Annotated in this window: 16 protein-coding genes; all 16 read left to right on the forward strand. The window is 59.9% G+C overall.

What is annotated here, in order from left to right; genetic code table 11:
* Positions 1–24: 24 nt before the first annotated feature.
* Positions 25–843: an ABC transporter permease gene (locus tag ACP7AL_RS16760; protein WP_425993078.1), complete on the forward strand. Its 819-nt coding sequence runs from the start codon at positions 25–27 to the stop codon at positions 841–843.
* Complete coding sequence (locus tag ACP7AL_RS16765; protein ID WP_425993080.1) at positions 840–1,631, forward strand: ABC transporter ATP-binding protein; 792 nt, start codon at positions 840–842, stop codon at positions 1,629–1,631. Before ACP7AL_RS16760 ends, ACP7AL_RS16765 begins: the two co-directional genes overlap by 4 nt.
* Positions 1,632–1,672: 41 nt before the next feature.
* Entirely contained in the window at positions 1,673–2,512 is an 840-nt protein-coding gene (locus tag ACP7AL_RS16770) for an urea amidolyase associated protein UAAP1 (RefSeq protein WP_425993082.1), read from the forward strand.
* Between the two features lie 3 nt (positions 2,513–2,515).
* Entirely contained in the window at positions 2,516–3,157 is a 642-nt protein-coding gene (locus tag ACP7AL_RS16775; RefSeq protein WP_006019358.1) for an urea amidolyase associated protein UAAP2, read from the forward strand.
* A gap of 4 nt (positions 3,158–3,161) precedes the next feature.
* Complete coding sequence (uca, locus tag ACP7AL_RS16780; RefSeq protein WP_425993085.1) at positions 3,162–6,716, forward strand: urea carboxylase; 3,555 nt, start codon at positions 3,162–3,164, stop codon at positions 6,714–6,716.
* Positions 6,717–6,972: 256 nt separating this feature from the next.
* Positions 6,973–7,254 carry a hypothetical protein gene (locus tag ACP7AL_RS16785; RefSeq protein WP_425993087.1) on the forward strand — a complete coding sequence of 94 codons (282 nt, stop codon included), beginning with the start codon at positions 6,973–6,975 and terminating at the stop codon, positions 7,252–7,254.
* 276 nt (positions 7,255–7,530) lie between these two features.
* Positions 7,531–7,908: a GYD domain-containing protein gene (locus ACP7AL_RS16790; RefSeq protein ID WP_425993089.1), complete on the forward strand. Its 378-nt coding sequence runs from the start codon at positions 7,531–7,533 to the stop codon at positions 7,906–7,908.
* A 235-nt stretch (positions 7,909–8,143) separates the two neighbouring features.
* A complete protein-coding gene (locus ACP7AL_RS16795; protein ID WP_425993091.1) occupies positions 8,144–9,013 on the forward strand; it encodes a helix-turn-helix domain-containing protein in 870 nt (289 codons plus the stop codon).
* A gap of 197 nt (positions 9,014–9,210) precedes the next feature.
* Positions 9,211–10,419, forward strand: a complete 1,209-nt coding sequence (locus ACP7AL_RS16800; RefSeq protein ID WP_425993093.1) for an ABC transporter substrate-binding protein — start codon at positions 9,211–9,213, stop codon at positions 10,417–10,419.
* A gap of 55 nt (positions 10,420–10,474) precedes the next feature.
* Positions 10,475–11,353 (forward strand): branched-chain amino acid ABC transporter permease, encoded by an 879-nt coding sequence (locus tag ACP7AL_RS16805; RefSeq protein WP_425993095.1) that lies wholly within the window; start codon positions 10,475–10,477, stop codon positions 11,351–11,353.
* Positions 11,350–12,354: a branched-chain amino acid ABC transporter permease gene (locus ACP7AL_RS16810; protein WP_425993097.1), complete on the forward strand. Its 1,005-nt coding sequence runs from the start codon at positions 11,350–11,352 to the stop codon at positions 12,352–12,354. The genes ACP7AL_RS16805 and ACP7AL_RS16810 overlap by 4 nt, the downstream gene beginning before the upstream one ends.
* Entirely contained in the window at positions 12,351–13,097 is a 747-nt protein-coding gene (locus ACP7AL_RS16815; protein ID WP_425993099.1) for an ABC transporter ATP-binding protein, read from the forward strand. Before ACP7AL_RS16810 ends, ACP7AL_RS16815 begins: the two co-directional genes overlap by 4 nt.
* Complete coding sequence (locus ACP7AL_RS16820; RefSeq protein ID WP_425993101.1) at positions 13,090–13,791, forward strand: ABC transporter ATP-binding protein; 702 nt, start codon at positions 13,090–13,092, stop codon at positions 13,789–13,791. Before ACP7AL_RS16815 ends, ACP7AL_RS16820 begins: the two co-directional genes overlap by 8 nt.
* A 49-nt stretch (positions 13,792–13,840) precedes the next feature.
* Positions 13,841–15,040 (forward strand): CaiB/BaiF CoA transferase family protein, encoded by a 1,200-nt coding sequence (locus ACP7AL_RS16825; RefSeq protein ID WP_425993103.1) that lies wholly within the window; start codon positions 13,841–13,843, stop codon positions 15,038–15,040.
* Positions 15,041–15,075: 35 nt separating this feature from the next.
* Positions 15,076–15,819: an SDR family NAD(P)-dependent oxidoreductase gene (locus tag ACP7AL_RS16830; RefSeq protein WP_425993105.1), complete on the forward strand. Its 744-nt coding sequence runs from the start codon at positions 15,076–15,078 to the stop codon at positions 15,817–15,819.
* Position 15,820: 1 nt separating this feature from the next.
* Entirely contained in the window at positions 15,821–16,465 is a 645-nt protein-coding gene (locus tag ACP7AL_RS16835) for a glutathione S-transferase family protein (RefSeq protein ID WP_425993107.1), read from the forward strand.
* The last annotated feature ends 37 nt before the right edge of the window (positions 16,466–16,502 follow it).

The raw sequence follows: 16,502 nt of genomic DNA on the forward strand, positions 1-16,502 counted from the left end.
TCCAGCGTCGATAGGAGTCCGGCCATGCGACTCGTCAACATCCGGCCCGGCCGGCAGGTGCGGTTCTATCTGGCCGCACTGCCGTTCGTATTGCTGGCGGTCGCATACCTTCTTGGCTCGAATGCGCGGCTTGCGGAAAATCCGAATGACAAACTGTTACCTGCGCTATCGAGCATGGCGCAGGCGGTGAAGCAGATGGCCTTTCAGGCCGATACACGGACCGGCGCATATCTCATGCTCTCCGATACGCTCGCGAGTCTCGGCCGGCTGATCTCTGCGCTGTCGATCTCGACCGTCGCCGCGCTTGTTCTGGGAATTGTCATCGGATTGTTGCCGGGCGCGAATGCGTTGCTGGGTCCGTTTGTTTCGGTCGCATCAATGGTTCCGCCTTTGGCGCTGCTTCCGATTTTGTTCATCGTGATGGGGCTCGGGGAGAACTCCAAAATAGCCCTGATCGTGATCGGGACACTGCCCTGTATCATTCGTGACCTCGCGATGAAGGTGCAGGAGCTGCCCCGCGAGCAGTTGATCAAGGCACAAACGCTCGGCGCATCGACGTGGCAGATCGCGCTGCGCGTGGTGATGCCCCAGATCCTGCCGCGCCTGATCGACTCGCTGCGTCTCCAGCTTGGACCGGCGTGGCTGTTTTTGATCGCCGCCGAAGCCATCGCCTCTGATTCCGGACTGGGCTATCGGATCTTTCTGGTCCGGCGCTATCTCGCCATGGACATCATCATTCCTTACGTGATCTGGATCACGCTTCTTGCCTTCCTGATGGATGCCGGACTGCGCCTGCTCCAGCGCAGGGCGTTTCCGTGGTTCGCGTCGGTGAGAGCGGAATGAGCGCGATCCGCTTCGACAACGTCTGGAAGGAGTACGGCGATCACATCGTGCTCGAGAAGATCACGCTCGACGTCGAGCCGCGCGCGTTTCTGGCGCTTGTCGGCCCCTCGGGATGCGGCAAGACCACATTTCTGCGCATGCTGCTCGGCGAGGAGAGCCCGACGCGCGGGCAGATCCTGATCGACGGTATGCCGCTGTCGCCGGAGCCGGATGCCGATCGCGGCGTTGTGTTCCAGCGCTACTCCGTTTTTCCGCATCTGACGGTGCTGCAAAACGTCCTGCTCGGGCGCGAGCTTCAGCATGCGAAGATCACCGGTCGCTTGTTCGGAGCGGCAAAGCGTGCCGCAGCCGACGAAGCGATGGCGCTGCTGGCGGAAGTCGGGCTGGCCGGGCAGGAAAGCAAGTATCCGGCGGCGCTGTCCGGCGGCATGCAGCAGCGGCTGGCGCTGGCCCAGGCGATTATGCGCGGTCCCAGGATTCTTCTGCTCGATGAGCCGTTCGGCGCGCTCGATCCCGGTATTCGCGCTGACATTCATGTGTTGATGAAGCGGCTCTGGAACGAGACCGAACTAACCGTCGTCATGGTCACGCATGATTTGAGCGAGGCGTTCCGGCTGGCGACACGTGTGATCGCATTTGAACGTAACCGTAACCGGCCCGAAGAGCGCGAGCGCTACGGGGCCACCATTTCACGCGATCTCGAAATCTACCCGCGCAGAACCGCCGAGGTCCGGCGGCTGGCAACAAACCGCTCTGGCCGGGACGACCCGGCCAAACAAGGAGCATGAGCCGGGACGGCCCGGCGTGTCTGTCTGAGAAAGGGCAAACCATGATCCTGACCAAGGAGCAGCAGGCCGAAGTTGCGGCCAACAGAAAGCGCTACGAGGAATTGAAGGCGGCAGGACAGGGGCACGCGCCGCGCGCGCTTCCGCCTCCGACCCCGCGCGATGGTGCTGCTATCGCCGCTTCGGCAATCATTCATCGGGAGATCGTGCCCGGCGGCTGGTACTGGACCACGCGGCTCAACCGCGGCGAGGCGCTGCGGGTTGTAAACACTGGAGGCAAGTCCTGCATTAGTATGCTGGCGTGGAGTGCGGCCGATACAAGCGAACGGTTGAATCACGCGGACACCATCAAAGTTCAATGGGCTGCCAGCCTGCGCAAGGGCCGCGTGATCCTGTCCGATATGGGCCGTGTGCTGTTCAGCATCGTGGAAGAGACCACCGGAGGTGCACATGATGCGCTCGCGGGCGCTTCCACGGTGGCAACAAACGAAGCCCGCTATCACACGACGACCCTTCGCAACACGCGCGACAACTTCATACTCGCGGCCGGAAAGTTAGGGCTCGACCGCCGCGATGTCCATCCGTGCATCAGCTTCTTTGCACCGGTGAATGTCGACGCCGAAGGGCGCTTTCAGTGGGATGCAAGCCGCCGCCAAGCAGGGGACTTTATCGACCTGCGCGCCGAGATGGATGTGCTGGTGGCATTGTCTAATTGTCCGCATCCGTTGGACGCGTCGCTGGCCTATGCGACGGGCGATGCTGAAATCGTACGTTATCGCGCGGGACGCGTGGGAGATAATGACCTTTGCCGCACGGCAAGCGCGGAAGCCGCGCGCGCCTTTGAAAACAACGCCTTCTTCCTCAACTCCAGCTCGGAGGCGTGAGCTATGACGATTCACACCGTTCCGGTTCAGGGCCGCATCGTTCTCGACACCGAAATTCCGGCCAATGCTCCGTGGTCCGTCATTGTCCGCAAAGGGCAGACGTTGCGCATCATCGACAGCCATGGTCAGCAGGCGGTCGACACGCTGTTCTATCGCGCCGATGACTATCAGGAGCGTTACAGCGGTCAGGACACCTTGCGCGCGCAAGGTTCCGCCTATGTCAGCACGGGGACCCGCATCATGTCCAACGAGGGGCGTGTCATGCTGCGCGTCACAGCGGACACCTGCGGCTTGCATGATACGTCTGCGGGCGCCTGCTCGTGCGAAAGCAACACCGTTCGTTTCGGTCATGGCACCAAGTATCTCCATGCCTGCCGCGAGAACTTCCTGATCGAGGCAGCGAAACACGGCATGTCGAAGCGCGACATCGTGCCGAATCTGAATTTCTTCATGAACGTGCCAATCGATCCCTCCGGAAATTTTACCGTGGTCGACGGCGTCTCAAAGCCCGGTGACTATGTCGAAATGGTCGCGGAGATGGATGTGCTGTGCCTGATCTCCAATTGCCCGCAAATCAATAATCCCTGTAACGGTTTCTTTCCGACGCCGATCCAGGTGATGATTTTCGAAGCGCAAGAGGACTGATCGCATGTTCAGCAAGGTCCTCATTGCCAACCGCGGCGAAATCGCTGGGCGGATCGGAAAAACATTGCGCCGTATGGGCATTGCGTCGGTCGCCGTCTATTCCGATGCCGATCGGTTCACGCGGCCTGTTCTCGATGCGGATGAAGCGATCCGTGTCGGTCCGGCACCGGCTGCGGAGAGCTATCTCAACGTCGATGCGATCATTGCGGCATGCCTGCATAGTGGTGCGCAGGCTGTTCATCCGGGTTACGGATTTCTCTCGGAGAACCGCAGCTTTGCCGAGAAGCTGGCCGAACATGACATCGCGTTCATCGGGCCGCGTCCCGAACATCTCGACGCGTTCGGGCTGAAGCACAAGGCCCGCGAGATCGCGCGCTTAAGCCGCGTTCCGCTGCTGCCCGGTTCCGGACTGCTCGAGACCGTCGAGGAGGCGTTGGCTGAAGCCGAAATTGTCGGTTATCCGTTGATGCTGAAAAGCACCGCGGGCGGCGGCGGCATCGGCATGCAGCTCTGTTACGATGCCGATGCACTCCGTGAACGCTTTGCTACCGTGCAGCGCACGGCACGGGCGAGCTTCGGCGACGCGCGGGTTTATCTCGAGCGGTTTGTCGCCGAGGCGCGGCACATCGAGGTGCAGATATTCGGCAACGGCAAAGGCAACGTGGTGGCGCTCGGCGAGCGCGACTGCTCGCTGCAGCGAAGGAACCAGAAGGTCATCGAAGAAACACCGGCGCCGGGTCTGAGCGAAGAGATGCGGGCGCGACTTCAGGAGGCCGCGGTGGCGCTGGGCAGGAGTGTGGCCTACGAGTCCGCCGGCACGGTGGAATTCATTTACGACGTCGAGCGCGAGGATTTCTACTTTCTTGAGGTCAACACCCGGCTTCAAGTCGAGCATCCGGTGACCGAGGCTGTGTTCGGCATCGATCTGGTTGAGTGGATGGTGCGGCAGGCTGCCGGTGAAGATGTATTGGCGGGATTGGGTCCGCTGGTGCCGAAGGGCGCGGCCATAGAGGTGCGGGTTTACGCCGAGAATCCCAATGCCGGGTTTCGTCCCAGCGCCGGACGCCTGACCTGTGTTCGTTTCCCGGATGATGCGCGTGTCGACGGATGGATCGAAACCGGCGTGGAGGTCACACCGTTTTATGACCCCATGCTGGCGAAGGTAATTGTCTCGGCGGACACGCGTAAGGATGCGATTGAAAAACTCGACAGCGTGCTGAACAGCTCAACTGTTGCTGGGATCGAAACCAACCTTGGCTATCTGCGTGCGATTGTCAGCTCAGAGGTTTTCCGCAGCGGCCGCGTCGCCACAAATGTCTTGAACGACTTCGTATATACCCCGCGTACCATCGATGTCCTTGCTCCCGGCGCGCAATCCGGCGTGCAGGAATTGCCAGGCCGGCTGCATCTCTGGCATGTCGGCGTTCCGCCGAGTGGCCCGATGGACGAGCGGTCGTTTCGCTTGGCCAACACCATTGTCGGGAATCCCGCGACGACGGCCGCACTGGAACTAACCGTCAATGGACCAACGTTGCGCTTCAACGCGGGAGCCACCATCGGTCTTGCCGGTGCACAAATGTCGGCAAAACTCGATGGTGTTGCGGTCGAGCATGGTTCGCCCGTGGTGATACGGGCGGGTCAGACGCTTGCGATCGGCAAGATCGAGGGTGCGGGTCAGCGCTGCTATCTCGCCGTGCGCGGTGGATTCGACGCGCCGGAGATTTTCGGATCGCGCGCGGTGTTCACGCTTGGGATGTTCGGCGGCCACGCTACCGGCGCGTTAAAGACGGGAGACGTGCTGCATATTGCTGAAGAGACCGGCGGTTTGAAGACTCCGCGTGCTTTGACGACCGAAGAGCGCCCTGTACTGACCCGTGACTGGGAGATCGGGGTAATTTACGGCCCGCATGGAGCGCCTGATTTCTTTTGTTACGATGACATCGCAACATTGTTTTCCGCGCAGTACGAAGTGCATTTCAACAGCGCGCGTACTGGCGTGCGGTTGACGGGGCCCAAGCCGGAGTGGGCGCGAGCGGATGGCGGCGAGGCGGGGCTGCATCCTTCCAACATTCACGATAATGCCTATGCGGTGGGATCAATCGATTTCACCGGCGACATGCCGATCATCCTCGGGCCGGACGGGCCGAGCCTCGGCGGTTTTGTTTGTCCTGCCGTGGTGGCGCGTGACGAACTCTGGAAAACCGGCCAGCTCCGGCCCGGTGACACCGTTCGTTTCGTCCCCGCATCCCGGAAGGACGATCCGGTCGCCGGACCGCTGCCATTGAATGGAAATTCAACGCTCGGGTCCGCTATCGTTGGACGGAGCGACGACGGGCCGCTTCCGGTGGTCTATCGGCGTGCAGGCGACGACAACCTGCTGGTCGAATATGGTCCGATGGAACTCGACATCGCGCTACGGCTTCGTGTTCACCTTCTCGCGGAGGCTGTCGCCCGGGTGAAGCTGCCGGGCATCATCGATCTCACCCCCGGCATTCGTTCGCTGCAAATCCACTATGACAGCGCGGTTCTTTCACGCCGCCGGTTGCTGGATGTTCTTCAAAGTCTTGAACGAGAGCTGCCTCCCGTTGATGCCATGAAAGTTCCGAGCCGCATCGTGCACCTGCCGCTGTCGTGGAACGATCCGCAGGCTGTTCTGGCGATGCAGAAGTATCAGGAACTGGTGCGTGCCGATGCGCCGTGGTGTCCGTCGAACATCGAGTTCATCCGGCGCATCAACGGTCTGGACAGCGAAGACGACGTTAAGCGGATTGTCTTCGATGCGAGTTATCTCGTGCTCGGTCTTGGCGATGTCTATCTTGGTGCGCCGGTGGCAACGCCGATCGATCCGCGTCACCGGCTTGTCACGACGAAATACAACCCCGCGCGAACCTGGACACCGGAGAATGCCGTCGGCATCGGCGGCGCCTATATGTGCATCTATGGCATGGAAGGGCCTGGCGGCTATCAATTGTTCGGCCGCACAATTCAAATGTGGAATACATGGCTAACCACGCCTGTCTTCAAGCCAGGGCATCCATGGCTGCTGCGGTTCTTCGACGAGATTCGCTTTTTTCCCGTTAGTGCGGAGGAATTGCTGGAGGCCCGCGCGGCATTTCCGCACGGCGCCTATCCGCTAAAGATCGAAGAGAGCGAATTTTCCTATGCTGATTATGCCAAGGCTCTGGTCCGTGACCGAGACAGCATTGCGACGTTCAAACTGCGGCAACAGGCAGCCTTCGAGGGCGAACGTCAGCGCTGGAAGGATCTACGCATCGATGAGGTGCCTGACGACATTGGAGTCAGCGCGGGTGTGAATGCCGAGGATATTCCCGATGGCGATACCGGCGCGTTTTCGGAGGTTCCAGGCAACGTCTGGAAAATTCTGGTGAAGGAAGGCGCAGATGTCGCGGCGGGTGATGCGATTGCGATCATCGAATCGATGAAAATGGAAATCAGCGTACAGGCACCTGTCGCCGGTCGGATATCGTCTATCCGTATCAGGCCTGGGCAGACGTTGCGCGCGGGTGATGTTGTTGCAGTGATCAACTCTCCCGGTTGAGAGAGAGATGATGCCTGGCGAGGTGAGAGATCGTTAAGGCTGTGAAAAGACAACGGGATGCGCCATTGCTGGCGCATCTCGTCGTTGCTTTTGAGAAAGATCAGCGCGCGGCTGCTTCGAGAAGTTCGGTAGGATACCTAATTTCGTGCAGGCCGGCGCTTACTCTGCTGTGTGCCCGCACGACGATGCGCCGACAGCTCTGAGCATTTCCTGAAATACAGGGAATGACTGTTAAATGCTCGGTGACAGGCGACCCTTGGATACAATCAATATTTTAGTCGCGCTTCTGTCGGTCGAGGCGAAGTCGTTGGGCTCTCATACGCTTTATCTCTTTATCGAGTTCTTCTATGTCTTCGCTGTGTCGTTCGGTTCTAGTTTTTGGTTTGTCGGCGGCACGGATTTTCTTCAGCGCTTTCTCGAGGGCTCGGCACAGGCGGCGGCTTTCTTCAAGAGCGAGCAGGAGAAATTCGGCGGGATAGCTCGCTCTCAATCTCGAATTGCAATAGGCTTTTCAGCTCGCGCATTTAAGCGAGCATGAAACCTGTTTGCTCAACCGGCCAGCCGGATGTCTGCGGCTGGCCGCGGATTACGAAACAGCGATGCGGGCCACGCTCTAGCGCCTATTTTTAACGAGCTTGCATGCTCCGCACGGCTGATCAAATTCCAGCCGGCAGCGTCGACCTGCCGGAGCATCGGCCCCGGCTGGATCGGCATTTAGCTCTTTGACCCGCCGTTAAAAGGATTATCCTGAGCGGGCAAGGTGGAATAGAGTCTGTGTGTTGGCGAACCCTTTTCCCGGAGAAGAGGAGACCGCATGACGATCTACATTTCTCAAGGTCGCTACACGTCCGCGGCCATCAAGGGGATGTCTGCAAGGCCGGAGGACCGCTCGGAGGCGGTTGCGGAACTATTCGCTGCCGCCGGTGCGCGGCTGATCAGCTGGTATCTGACGCTGGGCCCCTACGACTGGCTGATCATAGCGGAAGCTCCGGATGAGCCCACGATGATTTCGGCAGTGCTTGCCGCCGCGGCCGGCGGAAGCCTTTCGGACATAACCACGACAGTTGCGCTCACGGCGAGCGATACCGCGAAAGCCTTCCAGCGGGCAGGCGAGTTGACTCAGAAATTCAGATCGGCAGGCCGAGCCGATTACTATGGCGTAGGGATTGACTCCGCCAGCGACATTCAGTGAGGCCTGAACACGTGGCATCCGGGAGATGCGCTGGCCGATGCCTGCCCGTTTGCGAACGACAGCAAGCTACGTAACTGCGAACTTTCGGGTTTTTTCATCCGCGAGCCGCTGGATTTGGCTGATCTGGCGCTAGAACCCACAGCAATTATGTCGCGGTGCAGCAAATGAACCGCCTCGCTTCTTCGTTGTATTTGGTGCATTCTATCTTGGAACTCGCGTTTGAACGGGGTTTGGGATGGGAAACGTCGGCGAGAACTACGTTCGGTTGGTCGGAGGCGATCTTGTGTCGTCCGTCATTACCGATACGCCGAGCATGCGGATCGAAGTGCTTCGCAGAGAAACGGTTGGGCGCATGCATTGGCATTTTCGCCAGCCGGAGCTATCGCTGTTCTGGTTCGGCAAGGGAGCCGAACGCCTGAGAGCCACGATTGACGGGAGGCCGGTGGAGCGCTGGTTTCCGGGCAAGTCGAAGCTCGCGATTTTTCCCGCCGCCATCGAGATCGAAGGCGAGTGGAATGTCGGGCCGACCCTCGACTACACGGTGGTGTTCCTGAACCCGTCTTTCGTGGGTGAGCGCCTTCAACATGCCATCACTAATCCCACAGTCGCTTTTGAGCACGACGGATTGACCCGCGGCCTCGCCGAACTCTGCCGTGAGGCAGCCTCGCCGGATAACGTTTTCAACCTCATGGCGGAGGGATGGTCGATTCAGGCACTGGCCCATATTTCCAGGGTCAGCGAAAGAAGTCAGCAGGCGTCCAGCGAGTTGCGGGGCGGTTTGCCTGGCCGCAGTCTCCGGCGCCTTGAGGAATACGTTCGCGAGAATCTGACCCAGCCGATCTGTCTTGCGGAACTTTCGGAGATCGCAGGGCTGAGCAAGCGGCATTTCCTGCGGGCGTTTCAGGAAAGTGTCGGCACGACGCCCTATAACTACGTTCTTTCGCGCCGGATCGATGAAGCGAAGCGGCGGCTGTTGGCGACGGAAGACAGCATCGTCGATGTCGCCCTCGCGACGGGTTTCAGCCACGCTCAGCATTTCTCGACAAGTTTCAAGAAAGCGACCGGTGTGACGCCATCCGCGTTCCGTCAGCGCTGTCTGTCGTAGGCAACAACCCTCTCTGACACGCGCCGGCCGGCTTTCCGGACTAAATGGCGTTTTTCCGGAAGTCCTGGCGCTATCCTGCAAGTCAGGATCAGCCTCCCGATCTAACACTATCCCACAAAAATCCACGCAGACTGCGGCCGCTCGGCCGTGGCCAAGCGGGAGTTTCGGGGCGGAACGCCCGGCATAGGGAGAGCGGGATGGCTATTTTAAACGGATACACGCGCATTGGTATGGCAGCGGCGATAGGTCTTGCGGCATCGGCCAGCGTGACGGCGTACGCGCAGGAGAAGACGCCGATCAAGATCGGGCTGATGCTGCCGTATAAGGGCGTCTATGCGCCTCTTGCGGTGAATATTGACCAGGGCTTCCAGATCGCGCTCGAGGAATACGGCAACAAGTCCGCCGGGAGGCCCATCGAGATCATCCGCGCCGACGACGAACTGACGCCGAGTGTCGGGGTCCAGAAATTCAACAAGTTCGTGCAATCCGACAAGGTCGATCTCGTCGCCGGAGTCGTCGGCTCCAATGTCGGTATCGCGGTCTCCGAACTGGCGGACAAGAACAAGATGCCGATGGTGTTCGCCAACGCATTCGCCGACGAAATCACCGGCAAGTTTTGCAGCCCATACATCGCCCGCACGTCTTTCAGCGCCAACGGATTCGAATATGCTTCCGGAAAGTACTGGGCAAGCAAGGGCGTGAAGACCGCCGTCACGATGGGCCCCGATTACTCCGCGGGGCGTGCATTCATCGGCGGATTCAAGCGCGGCTTTGAGGACAACGGCGGCAAGGTTATCGAGGAAATCTGGACCCCGTTCCAGAAGACCAAGGATTACAGTGCCGCGCTGACGCAGGCTTCGAACTCCGGCGCGCAGATTATTTACGCCTTCTATGCGGGCGCGGAAGCAATCCAGGTCGTCAAGCAGCATGCCGATTTCGGACTGCGGACCAAGATCCCCCTGATTGGCGATCACTGGGTTTATGACGAAGCGCTTTGGCCGGCCTTGGGCGATCTGGCTCTGAATGTGCAGCACGTTGCCACGCATTATCCGGGTATCCCCACCGAAGCGAACCAGAAGTTCGTGAAGGCCTATACCGCGAAGTACAAGCAGGAACCCGACGTCAGCGCCGAGCTTGGCTATGACAACGGCAAGGCGATCATGCTGACACTTGAGAAGCTCGGCGGCCAGATGCCGGAAGATCGCGCCAAGTTCATCTCCACGATGCGCGACCTGACGTTCGACGCTCCGCGTGGAAAGATCAAGTTCAATGCGCAGAACAGCGCATTGCTCGAGAAGGTCTACGTGATCGAGATCGTCAAGGGACCCGACGGCAAGATGCAGCGTAAATCGCTGGATCAGTTTCCAGGAGCGGGCGATCTGCCGGGTTGCACGAAATCGTTCTGATCCGAGGCGAGCTTCGCTTTCAGCGGAGCTCGCCTCCCTCGAATTTGTGTGAAACATGCAGCTCTTTCTGATTCAGCTTCTCAATGGCGTGCAACTGAGCATGCTGGTGTTCCTGCTCGCGGTCGGCCTTACGCTGATTTTCGGGCTGATGAACATTCTCAATCTGGCCCATGGCGCCTTCTTCACGATGGGGGCCTATTTCGGATTGGTTGTCGCGAACAAGACAGGCTCGTTCTGGCTTGCGCTGCTGATAGGTCCGCTGCTGCCGTTCGTGGCAGGCTTTGTGCTGCAACTCTTCGTTCTGCAACCGCTGGCCCAGCGCGGACGCTCGACCCATCTCGATCTCGCCTTGCTAACGTTCGGCCTGCTGTTCGCAACCGCGGGTGCCGTCGAGTACATCTACGGATCGGCATTTCACAGCATTGCCACGCCCGATTTCCTCAAAGGCCGTGTTGCCTTGCTGGGCATCGAATATCCGCTCTATCGGCTGTTTATCATCGCGGTTGGCATTGCCATCGCTGTTGCGCTTGTCCTGGTAATCGACCGTACGCTGATCGGTGCCACGCTGCGGGCCGGTGTCGACAACCGTGAGATGGTCACCGCGCTCGGCATCAACATCAATGTTCTGTTTGCGCTGGTGTTCGGATTCGGTTCCGCTCTTGCCGGCTTTGCGGGTGTCGTCGCCGCACCGGTTATGAGCATCTACTCCAACATGGGTATCGGAATCGTCGTGACGACGTTCGTGGTCGTGGTGGTGGGCGGTCTCGGTAATCTCAGGGGGTCGTTCTATGCGTCACTTATCGTGGGTATGACCGATACGTTCGCCCAGGCCTATCTTCCGGAGGCTGAGCTTTTTGCGATTTACGCGCTTCTGATCGCCGTGATGATCTTCCGTCCGCAGGGCCTTTTCGGCGCGGTTGGGAGGGTCGCATGAGCGCAGATGTCGTCCTCACAAGGGAGAAGGACGTCGGCGGTTTGAAGCGTATGCCGCTTCCAAAGTCCCGCCGTGCTTTCGCTGTGTTGTTCGCCGCTTTTGCCGCCGGACTATGCGCGCTTCCGTCGTTTTCCTCCGGTTATGTCATGACGCTGGCGGTCGAAGTCATGATTGCGGGTGTATTTGCGTCCGGCATCAATCTTCTGACCGGGTACACGGGCCTCGTATCGCTCGGACAGGCGATGTTTCTCGGGTTTGGTGGATACGGCATCGCCATTGGAACGGCGCTGCTGGGGTGGCCGCTGTGGGTTTCTGCACCGGTCACGCTGGTGGTGGTAGCCGTAATTGCCGCTGCCATTGGCGCAATCTGCACACGGACGCGCGGCGTCGAGTTTCTTCTGATCACGCTGGCATTCTCCCAGATGTTCTATGGCGCGATGATCAAATTGCGGTGGACCAACGGCTCTGACGGCATGACGGGAATTCCGCGTCCCGATCTGTCATGGTTTGGCGTGAGCGCCGATAACCCGACCGTCTTCTACTACTACGTTCTCGCCGTTGCGGTTCTGGCGCTGCTGATGCTGTGGCGGATCGTGACGTCGCCTTTCGGCAGCGTCCTGGTCGGCATTCGTGAAAACGAGCGCCGCATGATGTCGATGGGATACGCGGTTGCGAACTACAAGATCGGATCGTTCGCGCTGGCCGCGGTGATTTGCGCGGTCGCGGGTATTTTGCAGGCGCAATACACCTATTTCGTCAATCCGGATGCGATGAGCTGGCAAATGAGCGGCGAGGGCGTGCTGATGGTCATCATCGGCGGTGCCAATGTCATTCTCGGGCCTTTCGTGGGCGCGGCAGTCTTCGTCGTCGTCAAACAGGCGCTGAGCATGATCACCGAAGAGTATAATCTGTTCTTCGGCATCTTCTTCATGCTCGTGGTTGCGTTTTTCCGCGGCGGCGTTCTCGGCGCCATCACCACGCTGATCGGAAAACGGCGATGAGCGCGCTCGAAATCAGAAATTTGCGCAAGGCCTTCGGCGGGCTTCAGGTCATCAGCGACCTCGATCTGAAGGTGCCGTCGGGCCAGCGTCATGCAGTGATTGGGCCGAATGGCGCCGGCAAGACCACGCTGTTCAACATCATTACGGGATGGCAGCCGCCGACCAGCGGCGAAATTCTCATTCATGGCGTCCCGGTGCAGCAGGGGCGGCCCGACCTGGTCACGCGGGGCGGTCTGTCGCGCTCATTCCAGAAAAACATGCTGCTTGAAAGCGTCACCGTTCTTGAGAACCTGCGCGTTGCCTGCCAGGCGTTCGATGCGTCCCGGCACTCGATATTCCGGTCATGCGGGTCGTTCTCGGACGTCCTTCGCAAGGCTCACCTCGCCGCCGAGCAGATGCATCTGGACACCGTGCTGCATCGGAATGTGAACGAACTATCCTACGGACAGAAGCGTCAGCTCGAAGTGGCGATCGCGCTTTGTGCGGAGCCGAAGATTCTGCTGATGGACGAGCCGGCAGCCGGAACGTCGCCGGATGAGCGCGCCAGTCTGATCAAGCTGATCAACGGCCTGTCATCCGAGTTGACCATTGTGCTTGTCGAGCACGACATGGATGTCGTGTTTGCGATCTGTGATGTCATTACGGTGCTGAGTTACGGCAAGGTGCTTGCAACAGGAACGAAGGATGAGATTCAGTCCAATCCTCAGGTGATCGAAGCATATCTGGGCCATCACCATGCTTAAAGTCCAGCATCTTCACACCTATTACGGCGAAAGCCACATCCTGCAAGGTGTCGATCTCTCGGTGACGACCGCGCAGTGCGTGGCAGTGCTCGGCCGGAACGGCGCGGGCAAGACGACAACCCTGCGCTCGATACTTGGGCTGACGCCCGCGCGGCGCGGTCTCGTGGAGTTTAATGGCATCGACATCACAAGGCTGCCGACCCATAAGATTGTGAGATCCGGCATTGCTTTCGTGCCGGAGGATCGCGGCATCTTCCCGACGGTAACCGTCGAAGAGCATCTTGCTATTGCCTACAGTGCGTCGAAACACCGGCCAAAGCGTAGGCCGGTGGAATACGTGTTCGAGATATTTCCACGCCTCGCCGATCGGCGCAGGAGTCTTGGAGGGCAACTCTCGGGCGGCGAGCAACAGATGCTGGCGATCGGACGGGCGCTGGTGGCCGGGCCGGATCTGATGATCCTCGATGAGCCGAGCGAAGGTCTGGCGCCGGTGATTATCGAGAAACTCGCGGCCGTGCTCAAAGATGTCAAAGCATCCGGCACGCCAATTCTGCTGGTCGAACAGAACTATCACCTCGCCACCCAACTGGCTGACCATGTTTACGTGCTCAGTCAGGGCCGGGTTCAATTCTCCGGCGACACGCAATCGCTGATCGCAAATGACGATGTCAGGCGAACGTATCTAAGCGTGTGACGTCGGCAATGCGGCAGCCCGGATGACATGAAACAGAAAGAGTAGAGAGATGCCTGGTCCTTTGAGTGGAGTTCGCGTTCTGGATTTGACGGCGGTGGTGTCGGGTCCTTACGCGACGATGTTCCTGGCGGATCAGGGCGCGGACGTGCTGAAGATCGAGCCGATCGGCGGCGACGGCACGCGGCGCAGCCGCACCCTGATCGATGCGGCGGGCGAATTCTCCGCGCTGTTCGTGTCGTGCAACCGCGGCAAGCGTTCGCTGTCGATCGATATGAAGAGCGACGCGGGACGCGAGGTGCTGGCCAGGCTGGCCTCGCAGGCGGACGTGCTGGTGCAGAACTTCCGCCCCGGCACGATGGAACGCCTCGGCCTCGGGCAGAAGGAACTGCGCGAGAAGTACCCGCGCCTGATCTACGTTTCCATCAGCGGGGTCGGCGACAGCGGGCCTTATGTCAAGAAGCGGGTCTACGATCCGATCGTCCAGGCCTTGTCCGGCTTTGCCGACATCCAGTCGCAGCCGGTGACCAACCGGCCGCAGATGATCCGCACCATCGTCTGCGACAAGACCACGTCGGTGTTCACCGCGCAGGCGGTGTCGTCGGCGCTGTATGCACGCGAGAAGACCGGCAAGGGCGATCACATCCAGGTCGCGATGCTCGACACCATGATCTCGTATCTGTGGCCGGAAGGCATGATGCAGTACACCGTGGTCGGCTCCGAGGCGGCCGCGGCTGACCCCAACGACCGGCCGGACCTCGTGTTCCAGACGCTCGACGGTTACATCACCGCCGGCACCATCTCCGATTCCGAATGGCAGGGCTTCTGCAAGGCCTCGGGCGATCCGGAGCTTGCGAAGGACGAGCGGTTCGCGACGCCGAGCGCACGCTTCATCAATGCCACGGCGCGCATCAACAAGATGCAGGAGTACATCAGCCAGCGCACCACGGCCGAATGGCTGGAGCGTCTGGATGCCGCCGATGTGCCGTGTGCGCCGATCCTGCGGCGCAATGAGATCATCGGCAACGATCAGGTGGTGGCGCGCGGTCTGATCGAGGAGTTCGACCAGCCGACGGTGGGCCGGGTGCGGCAGCCGAAGCCCGCAGCGATCTTCGAGGTCAACAAGGCTGAGATCGGCGGTCCGGCGCCGCGTGTCGGCGAGCACTCCCGCGCCGTGCTGCGCGAACTCGGCTACAGCGACAGCGCCATCGACACAATGATCGCCGGCAAGGCCGTCAGGGCCGTGGGCTAACGCGACAAACAATTTCAGCTTCTGGAGAACGGACAGTGACGAATAAAACGAAGGTCGCACTTCTTGTTGGCGCAGGCGATGCTATCGGGGCTGCGGTTGCTCAGAGATTTGCAAGGGGCGGTTATACGGTCTGCGTTGCGCGGCGCGAGGCTGCCAAGTCGCAGGGGCTCGTCGATTCGATTAAAGCCGATGGACACGACGTCCGCGCCTACAGCGTCGATGCACGGAATGAAGAGGACGTCCAGAAATTGTTCGCGGACGTCGAGAAGGACGTCGGCCCGGTCGAGGTCTGCCTCTTCAACGCCGGCTCGAACGTCAACAAGCCGCTGCTGGAGACGACCGAGAAGCTGTTCTTCAAGGCCTGGGAGCTTGCATGTTACGCAGGCTTTCTCGTGGGCCGCGAGGCGGCGAAACACATGTCGACACGCGGCCGCGGGACGATGCTTTTCACCGGCGCGACCGCCAGCGTTCGAGGTGGAAAGGGTTTTGCGGCATTTTCGGCGGCGAAGTTCGGTTTGCGCGCCGTCGCCCAGGCGATGGCTCGTGAGCTTGGACCGAAGAACATTCATGTCGTCCATCTTCTGATCGATGCGGGCGTTGACAGCGAAGCCATTCATCAGCGCATGAAGGCCGCAACCGGAATCAGCGCCAGCGAGATTCCTCCGGACAGTCTGACCAAAACAGCGTCCATCGCCGAGGCATACTGGTTTGCTCATCAGCAATCCAAAGACGGCTGGACTCATGAACTCGATCTGCGCCCATCAGTGGAGACCTGGTAAGATGGCAGACGAACTCATTCTCTGGGGGGTCGGTACAACGCGCACGATTCGCGCGCACTGGGCGCTTCATGAACTCGGTCTTCCGTATACGTCGCGGCCGATTCTCCCGCGGTCAGGCGAGACCAAGACGATGGAGTACACCGCGCTAAATCCCCGCCAGAAGATTCCACTCTTGCAGGATGGTGACCTGACCATCGGCGAAAGCGCGGCCATTGTCGCGTATCTCGCCAACAAACACCGTGCCGGTGCTGCTCTCGTTCCGGACTGCCCGAAGCTTTACGCAAAGTGGCTGGAATGGTGCTTCTTCATCGTGACCGAACTGGATTCGACCAGTCTCTATGTGATGAGGCGGCACGGCACCAATCAGGGGCTGGCACATATTTATGGCGATGCGCCGCATGTCGTGGCGAAGGCTGGCGAGTACTTCCGCGAACAGCTACGCCATGTCGACGCCGCGCTGTCGGATGGCCGCCACTATCTGATGGGAGACCAGTTTACGACCGCGGACATTCTGCTGACAACGTGTCTGACATGGGCGATCGACTATGGTGTGGGGATTTGCGACAGCGCAGTGCCATACTTGGAACGAGCTACATCGCGTGGTGCGTATAAAAGCAGTTCAGAAGTGAACTTTGCCCAGATCTAGGAATTGACACCGCTCCGAGTGCGATAGCCTGCACGCA

Origin of the sequence: Afipia sp. DC4300-2b1, from assembly GCF_049895725.1 — a bacterium.
GTDB classification, from domain to species: domain Bacteria; phylum Pseudomonadota; class Alphaproteobacteria; order Rhizobiales; family Xanthobacteraceae; genus Afipia; species Afipia broomeae.